Annotated in this window: 17 protein-coding genes; 7 read left to right on the forward strand and 10 right to left on the reverse strand. The window is 73.3% G+C overall.

The genetic code is table 11. From position 1 onward, the window contains the following. Positions 1 to 22: 22 nt before the first annotated feature. The 7 genes from ACF09J_RS04610 to ACF09J_RS04640 form a co-directional block, all read right to left on the reverse strand. The gene (locus ACF09J_RS04610; RefSeq protein WP_392303896.1) at positions 23 to 946 is read right to left on the reverse strand and encodes a hypothetical protein; all 924 of its coding nucleotides are present in this window, start codon (positions 944 to 946) and stop codon (positions 23 to 25) included. A gap of 354 nt (positions 947 to 1,300) precedes the next feature. Continuing rightward, entirely contained in the window at positions 1,301 to 4,411 is a 3,111-nt protein-coding gene (locus tag ACF09J_RS04615; protein WP_392303897.1) for an FG-GAP repeat domain-containing protein, read from the reverse strand. A 189-nt stretch (positions 4,412 to 4,600) separates the two neighbouring features. After that, positions 4,601 to 6,316, reverse strand: coding sequence for a methionine--tRNA ligase (gene metG, locus ACF09J_RS04620; RefSeq protein ID WP_392303898.1), 1,716 nt, complete (start codon positions 6,314 to 6,316; stop codon positions 4,601 to 4,603). Positions 6,317 to 6,518: 202 nt separating this feature from the next. After that, positions 6,519 to 7,946: a VWA domain-containing protein gene (locus ACF09J_RS04625; RefSeq protein WP_392303899.1), complete on the reverse strand. Its 1,428-nt coding sequence runs from the start codon at positions 7,944 to 7,946 to the stop codon at positions 6,519 to 6,521. Positions 7,947 to 8,061: 115 nt separating this feature from the next. Beyond that, positions 8,062 to 8,979 (reverse strand): endonuclease/exonuclease/phosphatase family protein, encoded by a 918-nt coding sequence (locus tag ACF09J_RS04630; protein WP_392304168.1) that lies wholly within the window; start codon positions 8,977 to 8,979, stop codon positions 8,062 to 8,064. A gap of 108 nt (positions 8,980 to 9,087) precedes the next feature. Beyond that, on the reverse strand, positions 9,088 to 10,017 hold the full coding sequence (locus tag ACF09J_RS04635; RefSeq protein WP_392303900.1) for a hypothetical protein: 930 nt from the start codon (positions 10,015 to 10,017) through the stop codon (positions 9,088 to 9,090). Positions 10,018 to 10,139: 122 nt separating this feature from the next. Then, entirely contained in the window at positions 10,140 to 10,580 is a 441-nt protein-coding gene (locus ACF09J_RS04640; RefSeq protein WP_392303901.1) for a hypothetical protein, read from the reverse strand. 126 nt (positions 10,581 to 10,706) lie between these two features. On the opposite strand from ACF09J_RS04640, the gene ACF09J_RS04645 reads away from it, so the two are divergent. The 4 genes from ACF09J_RS04645 to ACF09J_RS04660 all read left to right on the forward strand — a co-directional run bounded on the left by ACF09J_RS04645 (position 10,707) and on the right by ACF09J_RS04660 (position 16,419). After that, positions 10,707 to 11,768, forward strand: a complete 1,062-nt coding sequence (locus tag ACF09J_RS04645; protein ID WP_392303902.1) for a hypothetical protein — start codon at positions 10,707 to 10,709, stop codon at positions 11,766 to 11,768. A 142-nt stretch (positions 11,769 to 11,910) separates the two neighbouring features. Beyond that, complete coding sequence (locus ACF09J_RS04650; protein WP_392303903.1) at positions 11,911 to 12,273, forward strand: hypothetical protein; 363 nt, start codon at positions 11,911 to 11,913, stop codon at positions 12,271 to 12,273. Positions 12,274 to 12,277: 4 nt separating this feature from the next. After that, complete coding sequence (locus ACF09J_RS04655; protein ID WP_392303904.1) at positions 12,278 to 15,034, forward strand: caspase family protein; 2,757 nt, start codon at positions 12,278 to 12,280, stop codon at positions 15,032 to 15,034. Further along, positions 15,034 to 16,419: an extracellular solute-binding protein gene (locus ACF09J_RS04660; RefSeq protein ID WP_392303905.1), complete on the forward strand. Its 1,386-nt coding sequence runs from the start codon at positions 15,034 to 15,036 to the stop codon at positions 16,417 to 16,419. Before ACF09J_RS04655 ends, ACF09J_RS04660 begins: the two co-directional genes overlap by 1 nt. Before the next feature lie 33 nt (positions 16,420 to 16,452). Here ACF09J_RS04660 and ACF09J_RS04665 read toward each other — a convergent pair whose 3' ends face one another. After that, a complete protein-coding gene (locus tag ACF09J_RS04665; RefSeq protein ID WP_392303906.1) occupies positions 16,453 to 16,617 on the reverse strand; it encodes a hypothetical protein in 165 nt (54 codons plus the stop codon). A 189-nt stretch (positions 16,618 to 16,806) separates the two neighbouring features. On the opposite strand from ACF09J_RS04665, the gene ACF09J_RS04670 reads away from it, so the two are divergent. After that, positions 16,807 to 18,150 carry a tetratricopeptide repeat protein gene (locus tag ACF09J_RS04670; protein ID WP_392303907.1) on the forward strand — a complete coding sequence of 448 codons (1,344 nt, stop codon included), beginning with the start codon at positions 16,807 to 16,809 and terminating at the stop codon, positions 18,148 to 18,150. Positions 18,151 to 18,359: 209 nt separating this feature from the next. Further along, positions 18,360 to 19,193 (forward strand): GAF and ANTAR domain-containing protein, encoded by an 834-nt coding sequence (locus tag ACF09J_RS04675; protein ID WP_392303908.1) that lies wholly within the window; start codon positions 18,360 to 18,362, stop codon positions 19,191 to 19,193. An 18-nt stretch (positions 19,194 to 19,211) separates the two neighbouring features. Here ACF09J_RS04675 and ACF09J_RS04680 read toward each other — a convergent pair whose 3' ends face one another. Then, entirely contained in the window at positions 19,212 to 19,976 is a 765-nt protein-coding gene (locus ACF09J_RS04680; protein ID WP_392303909.1) for a hypothetical protein, read from the reverse strand. Between the two features lie 265 nt (positions 19,977 to 20,241). Between ACF09J_RS04680 and ACF09J_RS04685 the strand changes: the two genes are divergently transcribed. Further along, the gene (locus tag ACF09J_RS04685; RefSeq protein ID WP_392303910.1) at positions 20,242 to 21,213 is read left to right on the forward strand and encodes a nucleoside hydrolase; all 972 of its coding nucleotides are present in this window, start codon (positions 20,242 to 20,244) and stop codon (positions 21,211 to 21,213) included. Between the two features lie 72 nt (positions 21,214 to 21,285). On the opposite strand, the gene ACF09J_RS04690 is transcribed toward ACF09J_RS04685, so the two are convergent. Further along, a complete protein-coding gene (locus tag ACF09J_RS04690; RefSeq protein ID WP_392303911.1) occupies positions 21,286 to 22,254 on the reverse strand; it encodes an LAETG motif-containing sortase-dependent surface protein in 969 nt (322 codons plus the stop codon). Positions 22,255 to 22,569: the final 315 nt, after the last annotated feature.

The raw sequence follows: 22,569 nt of genomic DNA on the forward strand, positions 1-22,569 counted from the left end.
GCGGGAGTGGGATGTGCGGGGCTCAGGCATTGCCGGGGTCGTCCTCGGAGATCTCCGGATTCCCGACGAACAGGTCCTCAGCGCGTTCGACCGTGCCGGACCGGTCCAGCCAGTCGGCCAGGCGATCGAGATCGGTGCACGAGGTGATGCGCTCACGGGCATCGTGCGAGACATGGAGACCGCGCACCTCGAGAACGCGCAGGACGCCCTTGGCCTCGCCCTTCGCTTCGCCTTCCGCCTTGCCCTCCAGGTACGTTTCCTCGAAGAGGGTTCCCCGGCCGGGGAAGTAAGTGGCGACCATCTTCTGCAATCCTCTCCATGTCTCTCTGGCCGGAGTGTCCTCCAGACCGACTTCCAGGAACTCGCACCAGTACTTCGCCGTCGGCTTGTCGAAGGACCGCATGCCGCGGGCCAGCAAGTCCAGTATGGCGGCGATGTGCTTGCTTTCGCTGTGCACGATGGCCGCGATGGTCGCCAGCGCAGGCTCCCGCACAATCATCGATTCGTCCGTGATCTCCGGAACCGTGTCCGGACCGAGGACGAACGGACGTGTGACCTGGGTCGCCCAGGGGCCGACACGGCACTCGAAGGGCCCGGCCGCCCAGGAAGCCGTGGGCCGGTTCTTGCAGACGGCGACGAGCAGCACGGGAAGGTCGTACTTGGCGCGCATATACGCCACGTAGTAGGCCCAGTTGGCGCCCTTGTCCGGGGCGCGCTTCGTCTGCATCTCGACGGCGACCATGAAGCCGTCCCCGTCAGTGGGCTCGACCTTGAGCACCGTGTCCACGCGGCGCTCCATGGGGCGGAACTCCGTGACGTCGGGTGAGAGCGCTGCAATGTCCGCCTTCACCGGCGGTGGCAGGCCCAGCGCCTCGAAGACGGGGGCGAGGACCTCCGGATGCTCCTGGAAGATCCGGTGTGCGGCCTCGTGTGTCGAAGTGACCATGCGGGCAACCTAGGTCGCTCAAGAAGTGGGTTGTTCGGAAGATCGGGAGTGTTCACTCTTTCGAGGACCGGAGAAACGTTCACGTCGCAGCCGGTTTGACTGGGGTTCCGGAGACCGGTGGTCGAGTTCCGGCGGACGGGGGAAGCCAGGCCGGTGCAGGGCTCACTTTTTCAACGACGGGGAACTGATCCGGCACGGCCCGTTCCCCGCCGAGCCTTTCGCCCGCAAGGTCTCCCGGATGCTGTTGACGGGCGTCACCTGCGCGCACGAAGCCGCGGAGCGAACGTCACGCGCATGGAAGCGGCTCGGAACCGGTGTTCGGTTCCGAGCCGCTTTCGTTCTGTTCGGGCGGGGTCAGTACAGGGCCTTGTAGCCGCCCCAGCCGGTGCCGAGTTGCGTGCGCGCGCCGAAGCCGCCCTTGCCGTTGCCGTAGAGGCGGAACAGCTTGCCGGAGGTGTCCCGGCAGATCAGGTCGCCGATGCCGTCGCGGTTGAGGTCGCCCACGCCGACGCAGGCGTTGTACGAGGCTCCCCACTTGGTGGCGATCTTGACGCGGGCCTTGAAGGTGCCGGTGCGCTTGCCGTCGTAGCGGTAGAGGTTGTTGGACTTGTCCTGGGCGATCAGGTCGCCGATGCCGTCACCGGTGATGTCCCCGACGGCGACGATCTTCTTGTACTGCTTCCAGTTGCTCGCGATCTTGACGCGGGCGGAGAGCTTCCCCGCGCTGGTGCCCTTGTAGCGGTACATCTCCCCGGTGGAGGCCTTGCGGGCGATCAGGTCCGGGAGTCCGTCCCCGGTGATGTCACCGGTCGAGACCATGACGTCGTACTGGTTCCAGCCGCTCTTGCCGAGTGTGGTGTACGGCGTCGACGCCTTCAGCGCGGCCCCGCACTTCGGCTTGTACAGCCGCAGCGAGCCGTTGGCCGGCCGCACGACGAGATCGTTGCAGCGGTCGCCGCTCAGGTCGCCGAACGGCACGACCGTGGTCCCCTTCGGCCAGCCGGTGCCGCCGACCTTGGTCGTGAGGGTGCCCTTGGCCGTTCCCCGGTGGATGGTCAGGGCTCCTTTGGAGCTCATGGTGAGCAGGTCGCCGATGCCGTCCGAAGCGAGGTAGTCGTGGCGTACGGGCGAGCCTCCGCTCAGCGTGCCGCTGCCGCTGCCGCTGCCGACGGTCACGGCCGTGGAGGTGCCGAGGCCGGTCGCCTTCAGGGTCCACTTGAACTGCCCGTTGGGGAAGCGCACGCCGCCCGCCGTCTTGCCGTTCCACTGCGCCGTCACCTGCGCGGTGGCCGCGCCGCCGGTGAAGGTGCGGGTGGCCCTGCCGGTCTCGCCGCTCTCCGCCGAGGTGAACGTCAGCGACCAGGAGGTGACGGGGCGGGACAGCAGCCAGGTGCCGGTCCAGGGCTCCGAGGAGGCCGGCTGCGCCCAGGCGCCGGCGTCCGTCTCCATCGCGGTCAGGGCCGACGGAGTGAACCCGGTCGTGACGACACGGGTGCGCTCGTACGCGTCGAACCAGGCCACCAGGCCCGTGTACTCGTCCACGGTCCAGCGTTGGCGGCGGTCGGCGGCCGGGCCGGTGTCCGGCACCTCGGTGGCCAGTACGCGGGTGGCGCCGGTGGCCGCGTCGGTCAGGACGAGGGTGCCGCCCGCGTGGTCGTGGCGGACCGTGAAGCCGTCGCCGAGCAGCACGTCACCCGGGGCGACGGCACGGGAGGTGCCGGCCTTGGTGTCGTACACGCCCGCCGAGGCGGTGCCGCACGCCCAGTACAGCCAGCGGCCCGCCGCCTGCAACTCGCTCGGGACGCAGCCCGCGCCCGGGACGGTGACCGTGCTGAGGGTCTTCTTCTCCGTCAGGCTGTAGGAGGTGACCTTGCCGGCGGTGGTGGCGGCGCTCCACAGCACGGGGCCGTTGAGGGCGGCCGTCTGGACCGGGCGCTTCAGCAACTGGCCGTAGCCGAACCGGCCGACGTACTGGGCCGGGGCGGCACCGCCGGAGTTGTAGACCACGTAGTCGTCGGAGACGTCGACGATGCTGCCGCCCGTGGTGTTGAACCCCAGGGGGTGGTAGCCGATCGAGACCAGCTGGTCCGAGTCCGCCGGCGCGGGGCCGGCCCAGGATTCCTCCAGGTAGACGTCCCTGGGCGAGGTGACCGTGTTGCCCCACAACGCCGGGCAGGGGGTGTCCGGGGAGGGGCACTTCGGGAGGAACTTGACGCTCTCGGTGGCGGCGGACGCGGTGAGCGCCGTGCCGCCGTTGGTCGTCAGGGTCCGTACGGAGGTGGTGCTGAAGCCGTTGGTGACCTTGGGGTCGCGCTCGGCGACCCGCAGGCTGCCGCGGCTGAGGGCGATGCCCGTCTTGTCGTTCTCCTTCGCGGGCACCTGGTACAGCTTCGTCAGCTTCGGCGTGCCGTCCGCGGTCAGGCTCACCCGCTGCACCCACCAGTCGGTGGGGCTCCCGCCTCCGGTGACGAGAGCCGTGTCGCCGGGTCCGTGGACCGCGGACTTGCCGGCCTTGTCCAGCAGGGTGCGGGACGAGCCGTCGACGAGGGAGAAGGCCGTCAGAGCGGTGGTACTGGTGCCGGCACCCGTCTGCGGAGGCAGCAGGAGCCAGTCACCCGTCAGGACGGGCCTGGCGAACTGATAGGGGCCCGGCAGCGCGACGAACTCCTCCTCGCCGCCCGGGTCGGTGCGTGGCTTGACGTGCAGACCGCCGTCGCCGTAGTAGCCGAGCCGGCCCTCGCTCAGGACGGCGGGGGCGGTGGCGGAGACAGCGCTGAACGCCTTGGTGACGACGGCCGATTCGACGTCGATGTAGTACAGGCTGGTGCCCCATCTGACCAGCACCCCGGCCGCGTCGGCGGCCATGACGTAGCCGTTGTTGACCGTCATGTCGGCGGGGCTGAAGGAGCGTTCGCGGCGCTCGCCGTCCACGGTGTCGATGAGGGTGCGGCTGGTGACGACGGTGTTCCCGGCCAGCGCCCGGTAGGGGTACTGGGACGTCACGGTCGACGTCTTGCGTGTGGCCGGATCCCACAGGGTGACGGTGGTGTCGGACGTGCTCGACGGCAGGGCGACGAGGTCGCCGTCCGAGCCGTACCAGGCCTGCTGGCACGTCGAGCTGAAGGTACTGCACGGTCCCGTCGGCTCGAAGGGGCCGTCCGGCGTCCGCACACGGACGGTGGTGCCGTCGGCGTAGCTCGTCCACAGCAGTCCGGCGATCCCGGACTGTCCGTGCAGGAAGCCGCCGGGACCGGCCGCGAACGGCTGGTCGAAGCGCGGCTGGGCCGTGGACGAGGTCGGGGCGGTGAGCGTGATCTCGGTGGTGCCGGCCGCGCTCTGCGCGCCCGCGGCCCGGGCGGCGTCGCCGCTTCCCGTGAGGACGGTGACGGACGCGGCCGCCACGGCGACCGTGAGTGTGGTGACGGCGGCGGCCAGTCCGCCCCGCCCCAGGGCATGTCTGCCCACGTGAGGTTCCCTCCCGGCGAGGTCCCCTGCCCTCGCCCAAGTGGGCGGACCTTACCAGGAGTTTTCCAGCTCTTTTCACGCGCCCCGGGCCGGTGAGGAACCACGGGAGGGAGCGCGAACGTGGGGAAACGGCTCCCCGTGACCGGACGTCCGGTCACGGGGAGCCGTGGTGCTCCGTGCGCTCCCGCTTTACGCGGGTTCGCCGCCGAAGCGCTCCCGGTAGGTCTCCAGGTCGTCGTCCGTGAGCTTGGCGAAGAGGACCGGCGGGACCGTGAACGGGGTGCCGGCGGGGACGGTGGTCAGGGAGGCCGCCTCGGCGGGGGTCACCCAGGCCGCCGTGTCGCCGTCCAGGGAGAACGCCGCGCGCATGGCCGCCGACGAGGTGGGGATGAACGGCTCCGAGACCACCGCGTAGAGGTGGATCAGGTTCATCGCGGTGCGCAGGGTGAGGGCCGCGCCGTCCTTGTCGGTCTTGATCTCCAGCCAGGGGGACTTCTCCTCCAGGTAGGAGTTGCCCGCCGACCACAGGGCGCGCAGGGAGGCCGCCGCCTTGCGGAACTGGATGGCCTCCATGTGCTCCTCGTACTCCGCGAGGAGGCGGGCGATCTCCTCACCGAGGCGCGCCTCGGCCTCGCCCGGCTCGCCGCCCTCCGGGACCGCGTCGCCGAAGCGCTTGCGGGAGAAGGACAGCACCCGGTTGACGAAGTTGCCGAGCGTGTCCGCCAGGTCCTTGTTCACCGTGGCCGTGAAGTGCTCCCAGGTGAAGGACGAGTCGTCGGACTCCGGCGCGTTCGCCATCATGAAGTAGCGCCAGTAGTCGGCCGGGAGGATCTCCAGCGCGTCGTGCGTGAAGACACCGCGCCGCTGCGAGGTGGAGAACTTGCCGCCGTAGTAGTTGAGCCAGTTGAAGGCCTTGATGACGTCGACCTTCTTCCACGGCGAGCGGGTGCCGAGGAGGGTCGCCGGGAACATCACGCTGTGGAAGGGCACGTTGTCCTTGCCCATGAACTGCGTGTAGTGGACGTCCGCGTCGGACTCCCACCACCACGAGCGCCAGTCCCGGTTCTCCGGGTCCTGGTCCGCCCACTCCTTCGTGGCGCCGATGTACTCGATCGGGGCGTCGAACCAGACGTAGAAGACCTTGCCCTCGGCGGCCAGGTCCGGCCAGGTGTCGGCCGGGACCGGGACGCCCCAGTCCAGGTCACGGGTGATCGCACGGTCGTGCAGGCCCTCGGTGAGCCACTTGCGGGCGATCGAGGAGGCGAGCACCGGCCAGTTGTCGGCGCGCTCGTCGACCCAGGCCTCGACCTCGCCGGCCAGCACGGACTGGAGGAGGAAGAGGTGCTTGGTCTCGCGGACCTCGAGGTCGCTGCTGCCGCTGATCGCGGAGCGCGGCTCGATCAGGTCGGTCGGGTCCAGGACCCGGGTGCAGTTCTCGCACTGGTCGCCGCGCGCCTTGTCGTAGCCGCAGTGCGGGCAGGTGCCGATGATGTAGCGGTCGGGCAGGAAGCGGCCGTCGGTGTTGGAGTACACCTGGCGGATGGCCCGCTCCTCGATGAACCCGTTCGCCTTGAGCTCGCGGGCGATCTCCTGCGTGATCTCGTGGTTCTGCGGGGACGAGCTGCGGCCGAAGTAGTCGAACGCCAGCGAGAAGCCGTCGTAGACCGCCTTCTGCGCGTCGTGCGCCTGCGCGCAGAACTCGTCGACCGGGAGGCCCTGCTCCTTGGCCGCGAGCTCCGCCGGGGTGCCGTGCTCGTCCGTCGCGCAGATGTACAGGACATCGTGGCCGCGCTGGCGCAGATAGCGGGAGTACACGTCCGCCGGGAGCATGGACCCCACCATGTTGCCCAGGTGCTTGATCCCGTTGATGTACGGAAGGGCGCTGGTGATGAGGTGTCGAGCCATCGCGGGCTGCTCCCAAGTCGCTACGTGGGGTGACGATCTCGTGGGGGTGCGGGTCGTCTACGGAACCTTGAAATCGTAGCCGACACGGGTGGGCCGCCCGCTTCCCGTTTCAAGAGGTGGGAAGGGGCGGCCCTGGTGCGGCGCGGGGCCCGTCGGTCACGGGCGCGTGGTCCCGTGGGTCACGGGCGCGTGGTCCCGTGGGTCACGGGCGCCAGTTGGCCAGTACGCCCTCGTAGAGCTCCTGGTCGGTGAGCTCGCGGGGGGTGGGTCCCGCGTGGAAGAAGGACGCGGTGTCGGTCTTCAGTTTGCGGAGGTAGTCGAAGGCCTTGTTGTCGTGCTCGCCGAAGGCGACGAAGGAGAAGAAGACGCCGGGGTGGTTCTTCGCCGCGTCGGTGAGGGACTGAGTGGCCGGCGTCTTCGCGTCCGGCGCGCCGTCCGTCTGGAAGATCACCAGCGCGGGGGTCGCCGGGTCGTCGGTCGACTCCGCGCGGTGGGTTAGTACGGCGTCCACGGCGGCGTGGTAGCTCGTGCGGCCCATGCGGCCGAGGCCGCCGTGCAGGTCGTCGACGCGGTTCTCGTGCTCGGCGAGGGTCAGCTCGCCGGTGCCGTCCACCTCCGTGGAGAAGAACACGACCTGGACCGTCGCCTCGGGGTCGAGGTGGGCCGCGAGGGCGAGGGTCTGCTCGCCGAGGGCCTGTGCGGAGCCGTCCTTGTAGTACGGGCGCATGGAGGCGGAGCGGTCGAGGACGAGGTAGACCTTGGCGCGGGTGCCGGTGAGGTCGTACTTCGCGAGGGCGGATGCGGCGGCGTAGTAGGCGGTGGTGAGGGCGGGGGCGTGGTCTTTGAGCCGGGTGAGGGGGGTTGCGGGCGCCGCGGTCTCTTCGGCGGCCGGCTGCGGTTCCTCGGCCGCGGGTTCGGTTTCGGTTCCGGCCTCGGCTTCGCATTGGCCTTCGGCCGGGTCGTTGTCGGGTGCGGGTGGCCCCTGTGGGGCCTGCTCGCTGTCGGCGGCTTGCGGTGCGTCCGCCTCAGGCTCCGCCTCGGCGGTGGGTTCCGGGTCCGACGGTGGCTGTTCGGCCTCGGCTTCGCCTTCGGCCGGGTCGTTCCCACCCGCACCACCCGTGCGGGTCTCGTTGTCGGGTGCGGGTGGCCCCTGTGGGGCCTGCTCGCCGTCGGCGGCTTGCGGTGCGTCCGCCTCAGGCTCCGCCTCCGCCTCCGCCACCGCCTCGGGCTCGGGCGCGGCCTCGGGCTCCGGCGTCGGCTCCTCCGCCACCGCCTCGGGCTCGGGCGCGGCCTCGGGCTCCGGCGTCGGCTCCTCCGCCACCGGCTCCGGGGCCGGTTCGGGCTCCGACTCCGGCTCCTCGGCTGCCGGTTCCGGGGCCGGGGTCTCGGTCGGGGCCTCGGCTGTGTCCGCGGGGGCCGCGGGCTTGGGGACCGCGATGTTGTCGAAGGCGGCCGAGACCAGTTCGTGTTCGTCGTCCGTGGACGACTGCGCGGGGACCTTCGGTTCCGGCTGCCGGGCAGCGGTGGGTGCCGGCTCCTGGGCAGGAGCCTGTTCCGCACCCTCCGCCTCGGCTGTTGGCCCCTTGCGTGGTCGGCCGAACGCGTTCCGCAGGAGAGTGAGAATGCCCATGTGCGCAACCCTTCGTGAGTTGATGCCCGTCAATCCCTGGCCAGGACGGACACGTAAGGTTAGCGGCCCTCAGTAGTGATCTTGGGCAGGGGCAAGCACTCGCGGGCGGCTCCTGTCAACGCGCTCCCCGGCCGTCGTGCAGCGTGACGTCGACGAGCAGCGCGCGGTGGTCGGTGCCGGCCACGGCGAGGAAGCGGGCTCCGGTCGCGGAGAAGTCCGGTGAGACCAGCACATGGTCGATCTGGGCGCCGAGGGCGGGCGTGGTGCGGGCCGGCCAGCTCGGGTCGCGCTCGGCGCCGGACAGACGGGCCGCGTCGCGCAGACCGGTGTCCATGATGCGGCGGAAGGCCGCGTGGTCCTGGGAGGCGTTGAAGTCGCCGGCCAGCACGGTCGGCGTCGTACGGTCCGCCGCCGCGAAGGCGCGCAGCCGGGCGAGTTCCCGGTGCCACAGCGCGACCTGGCCGGGCAGCGGCGGCATGGGGTGCGCGAGCTGGAGGCGCACCGGGTGTCCGCGCACGTCGGCGACCGCGCCCGGCATGCCCATCGTGCCGCGCACCCCGGCGGTGCCGCGCAGCGCGTAGCGGCTGAGGATCAGCGACCCCTCCGAACCGCCCGCCCGGACCGCCCGCCGGTACGGGTAGTCGCCGCCGACCTCCCGGTCCAGCGTCGACTGGCAGGTGTACTCGCACTCCTCGACGAAGACGATGTCGGGCCGCTCGCGGCGGATGACCGGGACGAGGGCCGGGGTGCCGCGTCCGAACTGCACGTTCGAGGTCAGCACCCGCACTCCGGCCACGGCAGGGCCGGCCGGTGCGGAGACTCTGCCGTACGGCTCGATGTACCAGGCCAGCAGCCCCAGCAGGGCCATGCCCCACACCGCCCCGACCCACCAGCGCCCGCGCAGCGTGAACGCCAGGCCGAGCCCGGTGGGCACGAGCAGCCACGGCAGGAAGGCGAGGAGCTGCGGTACCGGCGTGATGCCGTCGCTGTCGGCGATCCGGCACCCGACGACGACGCTCACCCCGGCGAACATCAGCCCGGCGCACCAGCTCGCGAACCGTCCCCCCTGCTTGGTCACGACGACGAGCCTACGGGGTCGGCACGGGCACCGGGCGCCCTGTGCGCGAGGCCGGGCGCCGGGTCAGACGCGCACGCGCGGCGGCGGCTGCTCGGGGCGGCTCCGGGTGGTCGGGGCCGTGGGCGGCCGGCGGCGGAAGGGCAGGCGCGTGCGGCGGGTCAGCCAGGTCAGGGCGGCCACCGTCAGGCCGAGGGCGACGAGGATCCACGAGGTGGTGCGCAGGGTGGCGGTGAGGGCGTCGTAGACGGCGCCGACGGCCGGCTGGGAGACCTCGGCGGGCAGGTCGGCGAGGGTCAGGCTGCGTCCGACGGCGACGGCGAGGGCGAGCAGCGCGCCGCCCAGGGCGGTGCCGAGCGCGGTGGCGGTCAGCGCACGGCGGCGGCGGGCGGCCAGGGCGATGCCGGCCACGGCGAACGCGACGGCCGCGATCGGCAGCCAGAAACCGGCGACTTCGAGCACGTGGAACCCCTTCCGCAGGCGGCCCAGTTGCTGGGCCGGAAGCAGGTCGACCTCGGTGTGCTGGACGGGGATGCGGTTCGCGAGCGGTACGTGGTCCTGGGCGAGCTGGGCCTTGACCTGGGCGGTGACGGGCGCGAGGTCGACGGTGACCGGGCGTTCACGTCGGCCGGGTTCGTCGCGCAGGGCCCGCAGGACGGCGTCGTGGGCGGCCCGGTTGCCCTCGTTCCACGCCGTGCGGAAGGCCTCGGTCTGCGTGAACGAGCGCACCGCGTCGTGCACGAAGGGGGTGATGGTGCCGCGGCGCACGTGGGCGTCCAGTTGCTGCCCGAACTCCTGGACGATCCCGTTCCCGACGGTGTCCGCGATGGCGTCGCGCACGTCCGGGTCGTCGGCGAGCGGCGCCATGGCGGTGACGTAGCGGCTGGTGTCGGAGAGCCCGTACGCCGCCCAGGCCGACAGCGCGCCGAGCGGCACGAGCAGGCACGAGAGCGCGATGAGCACGGCCGACAGGCCGCTTCGCATACGTCGGGACACGTACTCAGCGAAGGCCGTCACCCGCACCCGCGCGAGCGGAGGGACGGCATTCGGGTGACGGGAGGGCGGGCCGGCCGGTCCCGGGCCGGCCGGCGTGCGTCAGCGGGTCGGGCCCCGGCGGGTCAACCGACGCGATGGCCCGCCTCGTCCTCGTGCGTGTAGAACCAGTAGAAGCAGAAGAGGCCCGCGACGATGCCGATCCCCAGGGACAGGCCGACCGCCGAAATGATCGCGTGGCCGCTCTGGCTGTAGAGGAAGCCGAACGCCACGCCGATGAACGCGAACCACAGCGCGGCGTGCTGCTCCCGCCGCAACCGGGGGCCCACCATGAGGACGGCCGCCAGGAGCACCGTGAACACGATCGTGGTCACGAAGCCGAACAGCACGTTCCAGCCCGTGATCGGCCCGCCGTGGCGCCGGTCGGCCGCGGCCCAGTAGCCGTAGACGAGCCCCAGCGCGAGCGGTCCCGCCCACCGGCCGATGGCATGGGCGCGGGCGCTGAACAGATCGGGCGGGCGGGTGGTACGGGTGGTGATACCGGACGCTGGTGCCGCGTGAGCCATGAGAGCGCTCCTCTCTCTCCTCGCCCCCGCCTACCAGAGCACACCGGGGAAGGGGCCCTGGCAAGTCGGTGGAGCGGTTAACGTGCTGACGTAATCGACCGACCGGATCACGACACGGGGGGGACGATGCCCGGAACCGTGCTGCTGCTCGCGGCCGCGCCCGTGGGCAGGGGACGCCTGGTGGACGCGGCGTCCGTGCTGCCCGTGCTGGCCGCCGTGGCGCCCTCCGTGCTGTCCGGCACGGACACCGCGACCGTGGTGGAACTCGCCGATCCGCTGGAGCCGCAGGCCGTGCTCACCCGGCTGCGCGCGGCCGCGGCGGCGCCCGGCCCGCTGACCGTGTTCGTCGCCGGCCAGCTCCAGCTCGACCGCCGCCAGCACCTGCTGCACCTGGCGCTCGCCCGCACCGCACCGGCGACCGTCCGCTACACGGCCCTGCCCTGGCACTGGCTGCGCGAGGAACTCCGGCTGCGCCCGGACGGCACGACCACGGTCGTGGCCGATCTGCACGCGGACGCGGAGAGCTGGGCGCTGCTGCGCGGGCGCCCCCTGGACTGCGGGCGCAACATCGCCCTGTACGGCCGGGTCGCACCGCCGCCGGCCCGGCGCACGGTGGCGGCACCGGCGTACATGAAGGCGGTGGCGACGATCCTGCGCAGCGGGCACCGGCCGCCGCCCGCGGAGCTGCACGAGCAGGCGCTGGCGCGGCTGACCGAGGAGGACGGCGGCCCCGGCCTCGTGCTCACCGCGCCCGGGACGGCGCCGGCCGACCCGCACACGGCCATCGCCGCCTGTGTGCGGTCCGGCCGGCACGGCGACGCCGACGCGCTCGCCGCCCGCTGGGAGCGGGCCGCCGCCCTCGCGCACGGAGCGGCCTCGGAGGACGCGCTGCACTGGGCCGAGGTCCGCGCGGACCTGGCGATGTTCGCGGGCGACGCCGCCCGAAGCTGCCGGGCCTGGCTGACCGTGGCCGCCACCCGCCTGGACATGGGCCAGGCAGCCGACGCCGTGGCGGTCGAGACCGCCGTCGACCGTGCCCACCACCAGTGGGGGCTGATCCACGACCCCGGACGCGCCCGCGAACTCGGCTCGGTGCTCGCGGACCTGCGTGGACGGGTGCCGGGCCGGCGGCAGGGCGCGCTCGACCATGTGCGCCGCCAGCTCAGCCAGTTGCAGACGCAGGCCTGACGCGGCTCTCGTACACCTGACGCGGCTCTCGCACAGGGGTGCGGCTCGGGCCCGGCCCTGGTTCCGTAGTGCCGGTCCGCTTCCGCTGTGGCCGAAATGCGCCCTCCCGGAGAGTTGTGCCCCGGTGCCAGAATGGTGACTTATGGCTGAGGGGGATGGCGTGGCCGGCCGAGGTGTACGGGTCCGGCTGGACGGAAGTGCGAGCAGCAAGGACGTCGGCGCGCTGAAGGCGTGGCTGGAGCGGGAGAAACCGCTGGAGGACCTGGTCCGGCAGGGGCGGCTGCGGATCGACGAGCGGCCGCGCTCTGACGTGCCGCCCGGTCGCATGGGCGCCGGCATGGAGATCCTGCTGTTCCTGCTCGGCGCGGGCGCGGAGGCCGTGTTCGACGAGCTGGTGGCGCAGACCAGGCGGGCGGTGGCGGCCTGGCTGGAGAACCGCCGCCGGGTGGAGTCCGGCGACTCACCCGAGACCCACGTCGATCCGGTGCACCACGACGAGGGGTAGCCCCGTGGACCGTTTCGACCCGCGCGGGCGGGTGAACCGGGCGCTGCTGGTCGGTGTGGAGGAGTACGAGCACACGCAGCCGGACGACCCGGAGGGCGTGCCCGGCCAGTTGCCGGCCGTCCGGCACAACCTCGGGCGGCTGGAGGACGTGCTGCGCCGGGGCGGGATCTTCGGCGGGCGCGAGGCCGGCGACGGGCAGGGGGACGGCGACGGGCGCGAGGAGATCACCGTCCTGCGCTCGCCCTCCCTCGACCAGTTCAGTGAGGCGCTGCGCACCGCCGCCCAGGACGCCGAGGGACTGCTGCTGTGCTACTTCGCCGGACACGGCGCCGTGCCGAGCGCGGGCAACGAGCTGTTCCTGCAGATGCGCAACGCGCGCGTGGTCGCCGGCGGCCGGGCCGTGTTCCCCGGCGCGGACGCGTTCACCGGGGTGCTCACCGTGCTCGCCGGGAGCCAGGCCGAGCGGATCGTGGTGATCCTCGACTGCTGCTACGCGGGCAACGCCGGCAAGGTGTGGCACGACTTCGCCGACCGCCGGCACCGGATTTTGCTGCTGATGAGCGTGCAGGCCAACCGGCTCATCGACTCGGGCGACGGCATGAGAGCCACCCCGTTCACCGAAGAGCTCGTACAACTCCTCGACGTGGACGGGGAGTTGTCCTTTGTGGAGCTGTTCGATCAGCTACGCGGGCAGATGGCCGAAGCGGGCCGCACCACCCCGCTCGGGGACCTGTGGGAGCCGCAGTCCGCTGCCGAGCCGGGCACTGACGTACTGCTGACGGCGCGGGAGGACGAGCGGGAGGAAGGCCGCGAGGACGGCCAGGAGGAGCCGTCCTCGCCCGCACCGGACCCGGCGCAGTCGTCCGAGGAGCCCGGGCCCTCGACGCAGTCCTCCGAACAGCCACCGCGCACCGAGCCCCCGCGCACCGAGCCGCCGGGCGGGCAGTCCGGCTCCCGGCCGGAGACCGGCGCGGGGGCCCCGGTCCGCCTCTTGGTGGCCCTGCTCGCCGCGCTGCGCGCCCGGGCGCGTGCTGTGATCGACTGGTTCCTCGGACTGCGCATCAGGGCCCGGATCGTGGTGAGCGCGCTGCTGGCGCTCGCGCTCGCCGCGCTCGGTGCCGGCGGCTACGAACTCCTCGGGCCCGGCGGCGGCCACCCCTGCGCGCCGCCGCTCGAACTGCGCCTGCTGACCGATCCCGACCTGGAGCCGACGGTCCGGGCCGCCTCCGACGCGTATCTGACCTCGCGGGCCAACACCACCGGGCACGGCTGCCGCCGCAGCGGCATCACCGTCTACAGCGCGGGCGCGACCGCCGCGGTCACCGCGCTGCGCCGGCAGAGCGACGCCTGGCAGGAGCCCCGTGTGGAGGACACCAACCCGCAGCGGGACGTCGGGCCGCAGCCGGACGTGTGGATCCCCGCCTCGGGCACCGACGCGGCCCGGGTCACCACCGACTGGACCACCCGCAGCTACGTCGAACTCCAGCCGGACGAGAAGCCGTTCGTCTACTCGCCGCTCGTGCTCGCCGTCCCGCAGAACCTCGCCGGGGCCGAACTGGACGAGCGCGTCGGGCTGCCGCTGTCCCGGCTGATCGCGAACCTGACGAAGCAGGACCGGAACGCCGGAGTGCTGCGGCCCGACCCGGAGTTCACCGACTCCGCCCTGCTGGCCACCATCGGCCTGTACGGAGACACCGCCGACTCGCGCGCCGCCGAGCAGCGCGTACGCCCCGCGGGACCGCCCTCGCCGACCGCCGCCGGGCTGCTGTGCGCGCTGCCGGCCGACCGTGCCGCGGACGGCCGTACCGCCGCGCTCGTCCCGGAGTTCCTGCTCAGGAGCGGGGTGGGCTGCGCGCGGACGACGCGCGTGTCGCGAATCGCCGAGTACCCCGTCGACGTACCGGCGCTGACGCCCACCTTCGTGCGGGTCCGCTGGGAGGGCGGCGACCGGGACGCGGCGGCCCGGGACGACGCCGTCGGCCGCTTCCGCGCCTGGCTCACCGGGAAGGAGGGCCTGGCCGCGTTCGCCACCGCCGGCTTCCGGTCGGCGTCGGAATCCGGCCATCCGCTGCTCGACGCCGCCCACGTCGGCGTGGGCGTGCTGCGCGGCCCCGGCCCGCTGCCGGGCGCGGCCCGCCGCACGGCGATGGAGGAGGCCCTCACGCGGTACCGCAACGCCCACGGACCCGGCCGGGTCCTCTACCTCCTCGACAGCTCCGGTTCGATGAACACCCGGTGGCCGGGGCCCAGCGGCGGCCCCGGCATCCTGAAGCAGTCCCTCGGCGGGCTCGGCGCCCAGGACGACTACGGGGTGTGGGCGGTCTACGGCACCTCCGGCGGCCGGTCCCACCAGGAGCTGCTTCCCTTCGGGCACCACCGCCGCGCCGACGCCGAGCATGTCGTCGACGCCGAGGCGCAGGTGCGGGACGCCGAGGCCGACCCGCACGCGGCGCTGCTCGACGCGCTGGACGACATGGACGGGCGCGGCACCGACGACCAGCGGCCGCAGCTGATCGTCTACATCACCGACGACGAGGACAACAACCGGCTGACCGGCAAGAACCTGGACGAGGTGCTGGCCCGGGCGCGGAAGGCGAAGGTGCCGGTGGACATGGTGTCCCTGATCAGCGGCTCCTGCGACGCGGACCGGCCGGACGCCCGGATCGCCGAGGCGAGCGGCGGCCGCTGCCTGGACGCGGGCGACGATCCCGGCAGGGGCCTGCGCGACGAGGTCGCCCGAGTGGGGACGGGGGAGCACTGATGGCACGACGACTTGCCGTGACGCTCGCCCGGCTGCTGGTGCCGCCGCTGCTCGCGGTCGCCGCCTGCACCGGGGGCGGGCCGCGGGACGTGCGGACGCCCGCCGCCGACGTGCCCGGGGACATCGTGGTGGCCAGCGGCCGTGACGTGACCGGCAAGAACGGCGTCCGCCAGCAGCTCATCGACGCCTGGAACCGGCAGCAGGAGCAGCAGGACTCCGGCTACCACGCCCGCCTGGTGGAACTGCCGGGCTCAGCCGACCAGCAGCGCAGCCAGCTGCTGGGCGCCCTCCAGTCGGGCAGCGCCCACTACGACGTGGTCAACCTGGACGTCACGTGGGTGCCGGAGTTCGCCGAGGCGGACCTGGTCGGGCAGCTTCCCGACGAGGCCGTCGACGACGTCATCGCGTCGGTGGCCGACACCGCCCGCTGGAAGGGCAAGGTGTACGCGGTGCCGTTCAACAGCGACGTCGGCCTGCTCTACTACCGGCGCGACTATCTGAGCCGGGCGGGCGTCCAGCGCACCGGTCCGGACGCGATCCGCACCTGGCACGACCTGCTCGGCCTCGGCGACACCCTCGACGCGCGCCCGCCCAAGGGGTACGAGAAGCTCTGGACCACGCAGCTCGCCGCCTACGAGGGCCGTACGGTCAACGCCGTGGAGGCGTTCGCCTCGGCGACCGACGACTTCGCGCTCACCGACGGCTCCGGCCGCTACACCGGCGATCTGCGGGAGCTGACCGACGGCATCGCGGAGCTGCGCCGGCGCACCGACAAGCCGTACACCCTGGACAGCGCGCTGAGCTCCGACGAGGCGTCCTCGCTCAGCGACTTCGAGGACGGCCGCACCGCCTTCCTGCGGCAGTGGCCGTACGCCTACGGCGCGCTGCACCAGAGTTTCACCGAGCAGCAGCTCGGCGTCGCCCCGCTGCCCGGCCGGGCGGTGCTCGGCGGACAGAACCTGGCGGTGACCCGGTCCTCGCAGCGGGCCGGGAAGGCGGCCGAGCTGATCACGTTCCTCACCAGCCCCCAGAGCGAACGCTGCCTGCTGGACGCGGGCTTCGCCGCGACCCGTACGTCGGCGTACACCGACGACCACGTCCGCTGCACGTCCGTGCCCGCCTCCGGCGGCTCGCCGTCGGCGTCGCCCACCGGCGAGAGCACCGACCACATGCCCCGCGACGCGGCCGGCCGTCCCGGCTACGCCCGCGGCATCCTGCTGCCCGCCCTCCAGCGGGCGGTCTCCCGCCCGCGCACCCCGCTCTACGGGGCGTTCACCCAGACCTTCACCGCCGAGCTGGGCGCCCTGTTCACCGACGACCCGCCCAGTGACGCGGTGCTGGCCGGACGGCTGGACGAGGCGCTGCGCCGGGCGCTGCCGGGCTGAGCGCGAGGCGACGGGCGTGCCGCCGTGGGGGGGTCAGCGGCTCTGCACGGCCTGCGAGGCGGGGGCCGGGTCCGTCGCGGCGACCGGTCCGGCGTTGGCCGCCGCGACGAGGGCGGCGACGGCTATGAGGGCCGCACCGAATCCCCTGACGCAACGTGCGGGGAAGTGTCCTTGGCGCGCGACAGTGCGTCCGAGCACGGCAACCGACCTCGCAACGACAGTGATGGATTAAGCGCGTTTAACGCTGTCTCCAACGTAGGGGGTGAGAAGGCCGCACGAAAAGGGCGCCAGGGTGAGTTGGGAGCCGCTGGGCGTAAGGTCCGGTGCTGACCCCAGGTCAGTCCGACAGGGCTCTTCACCAGTCGGCTTACTGGCATGATGAAGCGCATGGCGAAGCGGGACGACCCGGAGACCATCGGGCGCAGGGTGCAGCGGCTGCGGCGGGAACAGGGCCTGACCCAGCGGCAGTTGGCGGAGCCGGCGTACACCCCCGCATACATCTCCACGCTCGAGGCGGGACGGGTCCGGCCCTCCGACGAGGCGCTCAGGCACGTCGCCGAGCGGCTCGGGGTCGGCTTCGACGAGCTCGCCACCGGACGCCCCGCCCACCTCGCCACCGATCTGCGCCTGAGGATGACCGAGGCCCGGCGCACGCTCGCCACCGGGGAGTCCGAGAAGGCGGCCGAGCAGTACGCCCGGCTGCTGGCGGAGGCCGAGGAGCACGAACTCGTCGACGTCCAGGCCGAGGCGCTGCTGGGACTCGGAGAGTGCGCCCTGGAGACCGGCGAGCTGGAGAGCGGCCGGCAGTTCTTCGAGCGCTCCGAACAGGCCCTCGCCGACGCGCCGCTGCCCGCCCGGGTCCCCGCGCTGCGTGGCCGCGCCGTCTCCCACTACCTGGCGGGGGAACTGCGGTACGCCGTCTATCTGATGGAGTCCACCCTCGACGAGCTCAACCGGGGCGGACTGCACGACCCGGACGCGCTGCTGCTGCTCTACGCCGGTGTCATCGGGCCGTACATGGACATGGGGGCGCACGCGCGGGCGGCCCAGGCGGCCGAGTTCGCGCTCGCGCTGGCCCCGCAGGCCGGCGATCCCGCGCTGGTGGCCCGGATGCACCGGTCGGTGGCCCGCACCCTGCTCGCCGAGGGCCGTATCGCCGAGGCCGACGCCTCGCTCGCCAAGGCCGCCGAGCTGTACCGGACCCTCCAACTGCGCACCGAACTCGCCAACTGCCACTGGATGCGCGGCTACGTCTGCGCCCAGAACGGCGAACTGGAGCGCGCCGAACAGGAGTTGAGGGCCGCCCAGTCCATGCTGTCCGCCAAGCGGGCCGCGCTCTACACCAGTCAGGTCGCGGTCGAGCTGGCCGACGTCCTGCACCGGTGCGGCAAGTCGGAGGAGGCGGCCGACCTGCTGCGGAACGTCCTGGGCGACCTCTCCCCCGAGCGCGGCGCCGTGCACGCCGCCGCCGCGCACCGGCTGCTCGGCATCATCGCCGAGGACGCCCGCGACACGGAGACCGCCGAGGAGCACTACGTGCGGGCCCTGAGCCTGCTGGAGCGGGCGGGCGCGGCCGGCGACCTGGCCGACCTGTGCCGCCTCCTCGGTGATCTGCTGCGCCGCACCGGCCGCGTGGAGGCGGCCATGGACGCCTACCGCACCGGCCTCGGGCACCGCACCGCCCCCGGCACCACGACCCTGGGCCCGGCCCCGGCGCAGCCGCCGCTGTGACGGCCACCGCCGGGGCGGGTTCCGTGTGCGCGGGGGCGGTTTTCGGGGCGGTTTCCCGGTATGGGCCGGGGGTACCCGCCGCGTGCCCCGGTCCGGGGACCCGCGTTCGCGCGGTCCTCGTCGTTCGGCGCGTGCGGGTGCGTCCGGTCCTGGCGAGGTGCGCGGACGCGCGACGACGGCCGCGCCGACGACGTGAGGAGGCGGTGGCCGTGAGGTCCAGGGACGACGGCCTCGGCGTCCCGGACGAGGAACCCGGCCGGGACGGCCCGGCCGGCCGCGGGGACGAGCGCCACCGGGAACGCGCGGGCGGGACGCCACGCGAACAGGACCGGGCGGGCGGCCCGCTGGACGTCGCCGACGTGATCGCCGATGGCGTGCGGGGCGTACCGGCCGCCGAGATCCCGCGCCGGTTGTGCGCGGTCGCGGTCGAACTGCTGCCGGTGACCGGCGCCAGCGTCTCGCTGCGCGGCAACGGCATGCCCGTGCGGATGGGCGCCAGCGACGCGGCGGCCGCCCGTCTGGCCGAGATCCAGGCCACCCTGGGCGACGGGCCCTCGCTGTACGCGGCGGAGGCCGGCGCCCCCGTGCTCGCCTCCGACCTGACCGGGGGCCGCGACGCCCGGCGCTGGCCGGTGTTCGCCCAGCAGGCCGCCGAGGCCGGCGTACGGGCCGTGTACTCCGTTCCGCTGGGCGACGACGCCGTCTGCGTGGGCACGCTCGACCTGTACGGCGACGCACCGCACGAGCTCAGCGGGCGGGAGCTGCACACCGCGCGGCTCGTGGCCGGTGTGATGACGCTGGCCCTGATGTCCCTGCCGCTGGACGAGGACGACGAGGACGCCGCCGAGGCGTCCTGGCTGAACGTGGTCGCCGCCGAGCAGGACGAGGTCTACCAGGCCATCGGCATGATCATGGCCCAGCTCGGCGTCTGCGCCGACGAGGCGCTGGCCCTGCTGCGCGCCCACGCCTTCGCGCAGGGCCGCACGGCACTCGACGTGGCCCACGAGGTGATCACGCACAGGATGAGATTCGACCGCGAGTAGGGCCCCGCGGACCGCCGCTCAGGCCTGGGCCCGTGCCTTGCGGTGCACCGCCGTCAGCCGGTCGACGGCGTGCTGGACCGCCTGTTCGGTGGTGTCCTGCGGAGGCGTGCCCAGGGCGCCGGTGGTGAGGACGATCGCGTCGTCGCCGACGCGCACCGTGGCGAGGTCCAGGGTGAGCGTGTCCCCGTACGACGCGTCGGTGAGGGTGAGGCGCAGGCCCTGGCGGGCGTCGCCGGTGTTCGGCAGGGCGAGGCCGGCGACCCGCACGTCCAGGACGTCCGAGTTCGCGGTCGTGGCGGAGAAGCCCGCGCAGGTCTGCGGCATCGTCCTGAGCCAGGTGAGGATGCGGTCCACGTCCTGCGCGTGCAGGGCGAGCACCTGGTGGCGCAACTGGGCCTCGTCCTCGCCGTCGTCGTAGGCGGCCACCGCGTGCGCGCCCGAGGGGGCGCCGAACGGTTGCTCGGTGTAGAGGGCGTCGAGGAGCCGCCCGCACTCGGAGCTGTCGGCCTGTGCCTTGAGCATGCCGTCCCGCCAGGTCGCCGCGCCCTGGGTCGGCGCCCACGCCGTTCCGAGGTCGGCCTCGGTCAGCAGCGCGGCCTGCGCCTGGTCCTGGGTGAGCGCGGCGGCCGGGGCCGCGGCGGCGGGGCCCGGCTGACGGGTGGCCGCCGGCGCGGTGCCGCGGAGGGTGCCGCCAGACTGCCCGGCGGTGCAGGCGGCCCCGGTCAGCAGGACGGCCGCGCCGAGCGCGGAGGCGGCCAGGACACGGGCCGGGGTACGGGACATGGAGGCCTCCAGACGGACGGGACCCGCACTGCGGACCTGGCGTCCGGGCGGTGGCGCTCCTTCCACGGCATCACCGGGCGGCCCCGCCCACCAGCGCGCCGGTCCGTCCGGGTGAGCGGCGCCACCGGGGGCGGGGAAGGGGCCGGGCGCGCGGTGGCGGGCCGGGCACGTGACGATGGTGGTGGCCCCGTATGACGGACCGCGTACGACGGGTCTCGCACGGCGGACCGCGTACGACGGACCTCGACGACGGAAGGAGCGTGCTGTGACCTCGCGGCCCACGCCCGTGATCATCGACTGCGACACCGGCGTCGACGACGCGCTCGCCCTGCTGTTCGCCGTCCGCCACCCCGGCCTCGACCTGCGCGCGGTCTCCTGCGTGGCCGGGAACACGAACGTGGACCAGGTGGTGCGGAACACGCTGACGGTCCTGGAGCAGGCGGGCGCTCCCGCCGTGCCGGTCGCGCGGGGTGCCGAGCGGCCGCTGCTCGAACCCCTGCGCACCGCCCATCATGTGCACGGCAACGACGGCATGGGCGACCTCGGGCTGCCCGCGCCGGCCCGCCGGCCCGTCGACGTGGACGCGGTGACGCTGCTGCACCGCGAGATCCTGGCCTGTGACCGCCCGGTCACCCTGGTCCCCACCGCGCCGCTGACGAACATCGCCCTGCTGCTGCGCACCCACCCCGGGGTCACCCGCAACATCGAGCGGATCGTGTTCATGGGGGGCGCGGTGGCCACCGGAAACGCCACGCCGGTCGCCGAGTTCAACGTCTGGCACGATCCGGAGGCCGCCGCCGTCCTGCTCACCGCGGGGGTGCCCATCACGATGTACGGGCTCGACGTGTTCCAGCGGGTGCTCGTGCCGGAGGCGGACCTGCGGCGGCTGTGCGGGCGCGACGAGCCCGGCGCCCGGCTGGCCGGACGGCTGCTGTCCCACCCCGGCCCGGCCACCGGCGACGAAGTCCCGCACGGCGGGCTCGGCGACGCGGGCACCGTGTGCTCGGTGGCCGACCCGGACGGGCTGACCACCCACCGGCTGCCGGTGGAGGTGAACCTCGCGCCCGGCCCGGCCCGCGGGCAGACGGTCGTCGACCGCCGCCCGCGCCCCGGCGAGGCGGAACTGCACGGCGAGGCCCGCGAACAGACCCTGGTGGACGTGGCGTTGGACGTCGACCCCGAGCGGTACGTCCGGTTGTACCTGGCCACCGTCGAGGGCACCGGGGACGGTGCCTAGGTCAACTGCCCTGACACCGGCCACCGTCGGCGAACCGTGGTGGCCGGTGTTCCGCGAGCCGCCCCGCGGGGATCAGGCGGACTGCTTCGCCGCCCGGCGCCGGGTGATGACGACGAGCGCGGCGCCGCCCGCCAGCAGCACCGCCGCGCCGCCGGCGATGAGGCCGGTGCCGCTGCCGCCGCCGGTCTCGGCGAGGTCACCGCTGCCGCCGTTCGGGGCCGGGGCCGGCGCGGTGGTGGACTCGGAGGCCGACGGGGCCGGGGCCTCGCTCGACGGCGTCGCCGGGGCCGACGACGGGCTCTCCGTCTCGGCGGGGCTCTGGGTGGCCGGAGTCGTCGGCTCCTCGGCCGGGGACGACGGCTCGGAGGACTCGGACTCGGACTCGGACGGGGCCGGCGTGGACGGCGGCTGCTCCTCGGTGGCCGTGCAGTCCTTGGTGCCGCCGTTCCAGGCCGCGATCAGCTTGTCCTTGATGACCGGGCGGTCCGGGCCCTTGGGCACGTCGCCGTGCTCGAAGCCGTCGTTCGCGTCCTTCTTGCCGTCGAACTTGACCGCGCCGCGGTACAGGTCGATCTGGGCGAAGCAGCCCGCGTCCGGGACGGCGATGTCGAGGGAGTCCGTCTGGCCCCGCTTGACCGTCACCGTGTCGAAGTCGACGAACACCTGCTCGCCGGAGCTGGCGAAGGTCGCGCCGTGGGCGAGGTAGGAGGCCAGGGAGGCGGTGCAGGTCGTGGCGTCGTGGGCGGTGCGGACCTTGATGTGGACCTTGCCGTCCTCGGTGGGCCGCAGGTTCTGGTCGTCGACCTTGACGGCGTCGAAGAAGTTCTTGCCGTCCAGCGAGAACTGGCAGCGGTCGCTCTCGGTGACCGTGCCGGCGCCGGTGCCGGGCTGGTAGCGGCCGCCGCCCTTCCAGCCCTCGCCGCCGGGCGCGCTGTGGGCCCAGGCACCGGAGGCGGCGGCGACGGAGGCGGCACACAGGGCGAGCGTCGCGGCGCCCGTTCCCAGCAGGCGGGCGGCGGAGACACGACTGGCTATCGACATACGGATCCCATCTTGCTTGTGCGCGGGGTGGCTGGTCGCGGGGCAACGGCACGGACCAGGACGGGCCGACGGAAGGCCGAAGAGGACAGCGGGCCCATCGGTCACATGCGCCACAGTGTGAGGTCATGCTCGTGTGTGCGAACGAACCTGTCAATCTGCCGGGCCACAAAGGGACTTCACGCCTTCATCACACTTGTGTCACATAGGGGGCGACCCGCCCTGCCGCGCGGCCGCGTTCACTTTCCGGGCCATGTGGACAGACTTGTTGAGTTGCGGACAGAGTTCTCGTCCCGCCCGTAGCCATCCGTACGCCCG

It is taken from the genome of Streptomyces sp. NPDC014889, assembly GCF_043081205.1.
Taxonomy (GTDB): domain Bacteria; phylum Actinomycetota; class Actinomycetes; order Streptomycetales; family Streptomycetaceae; genus Streptomyces.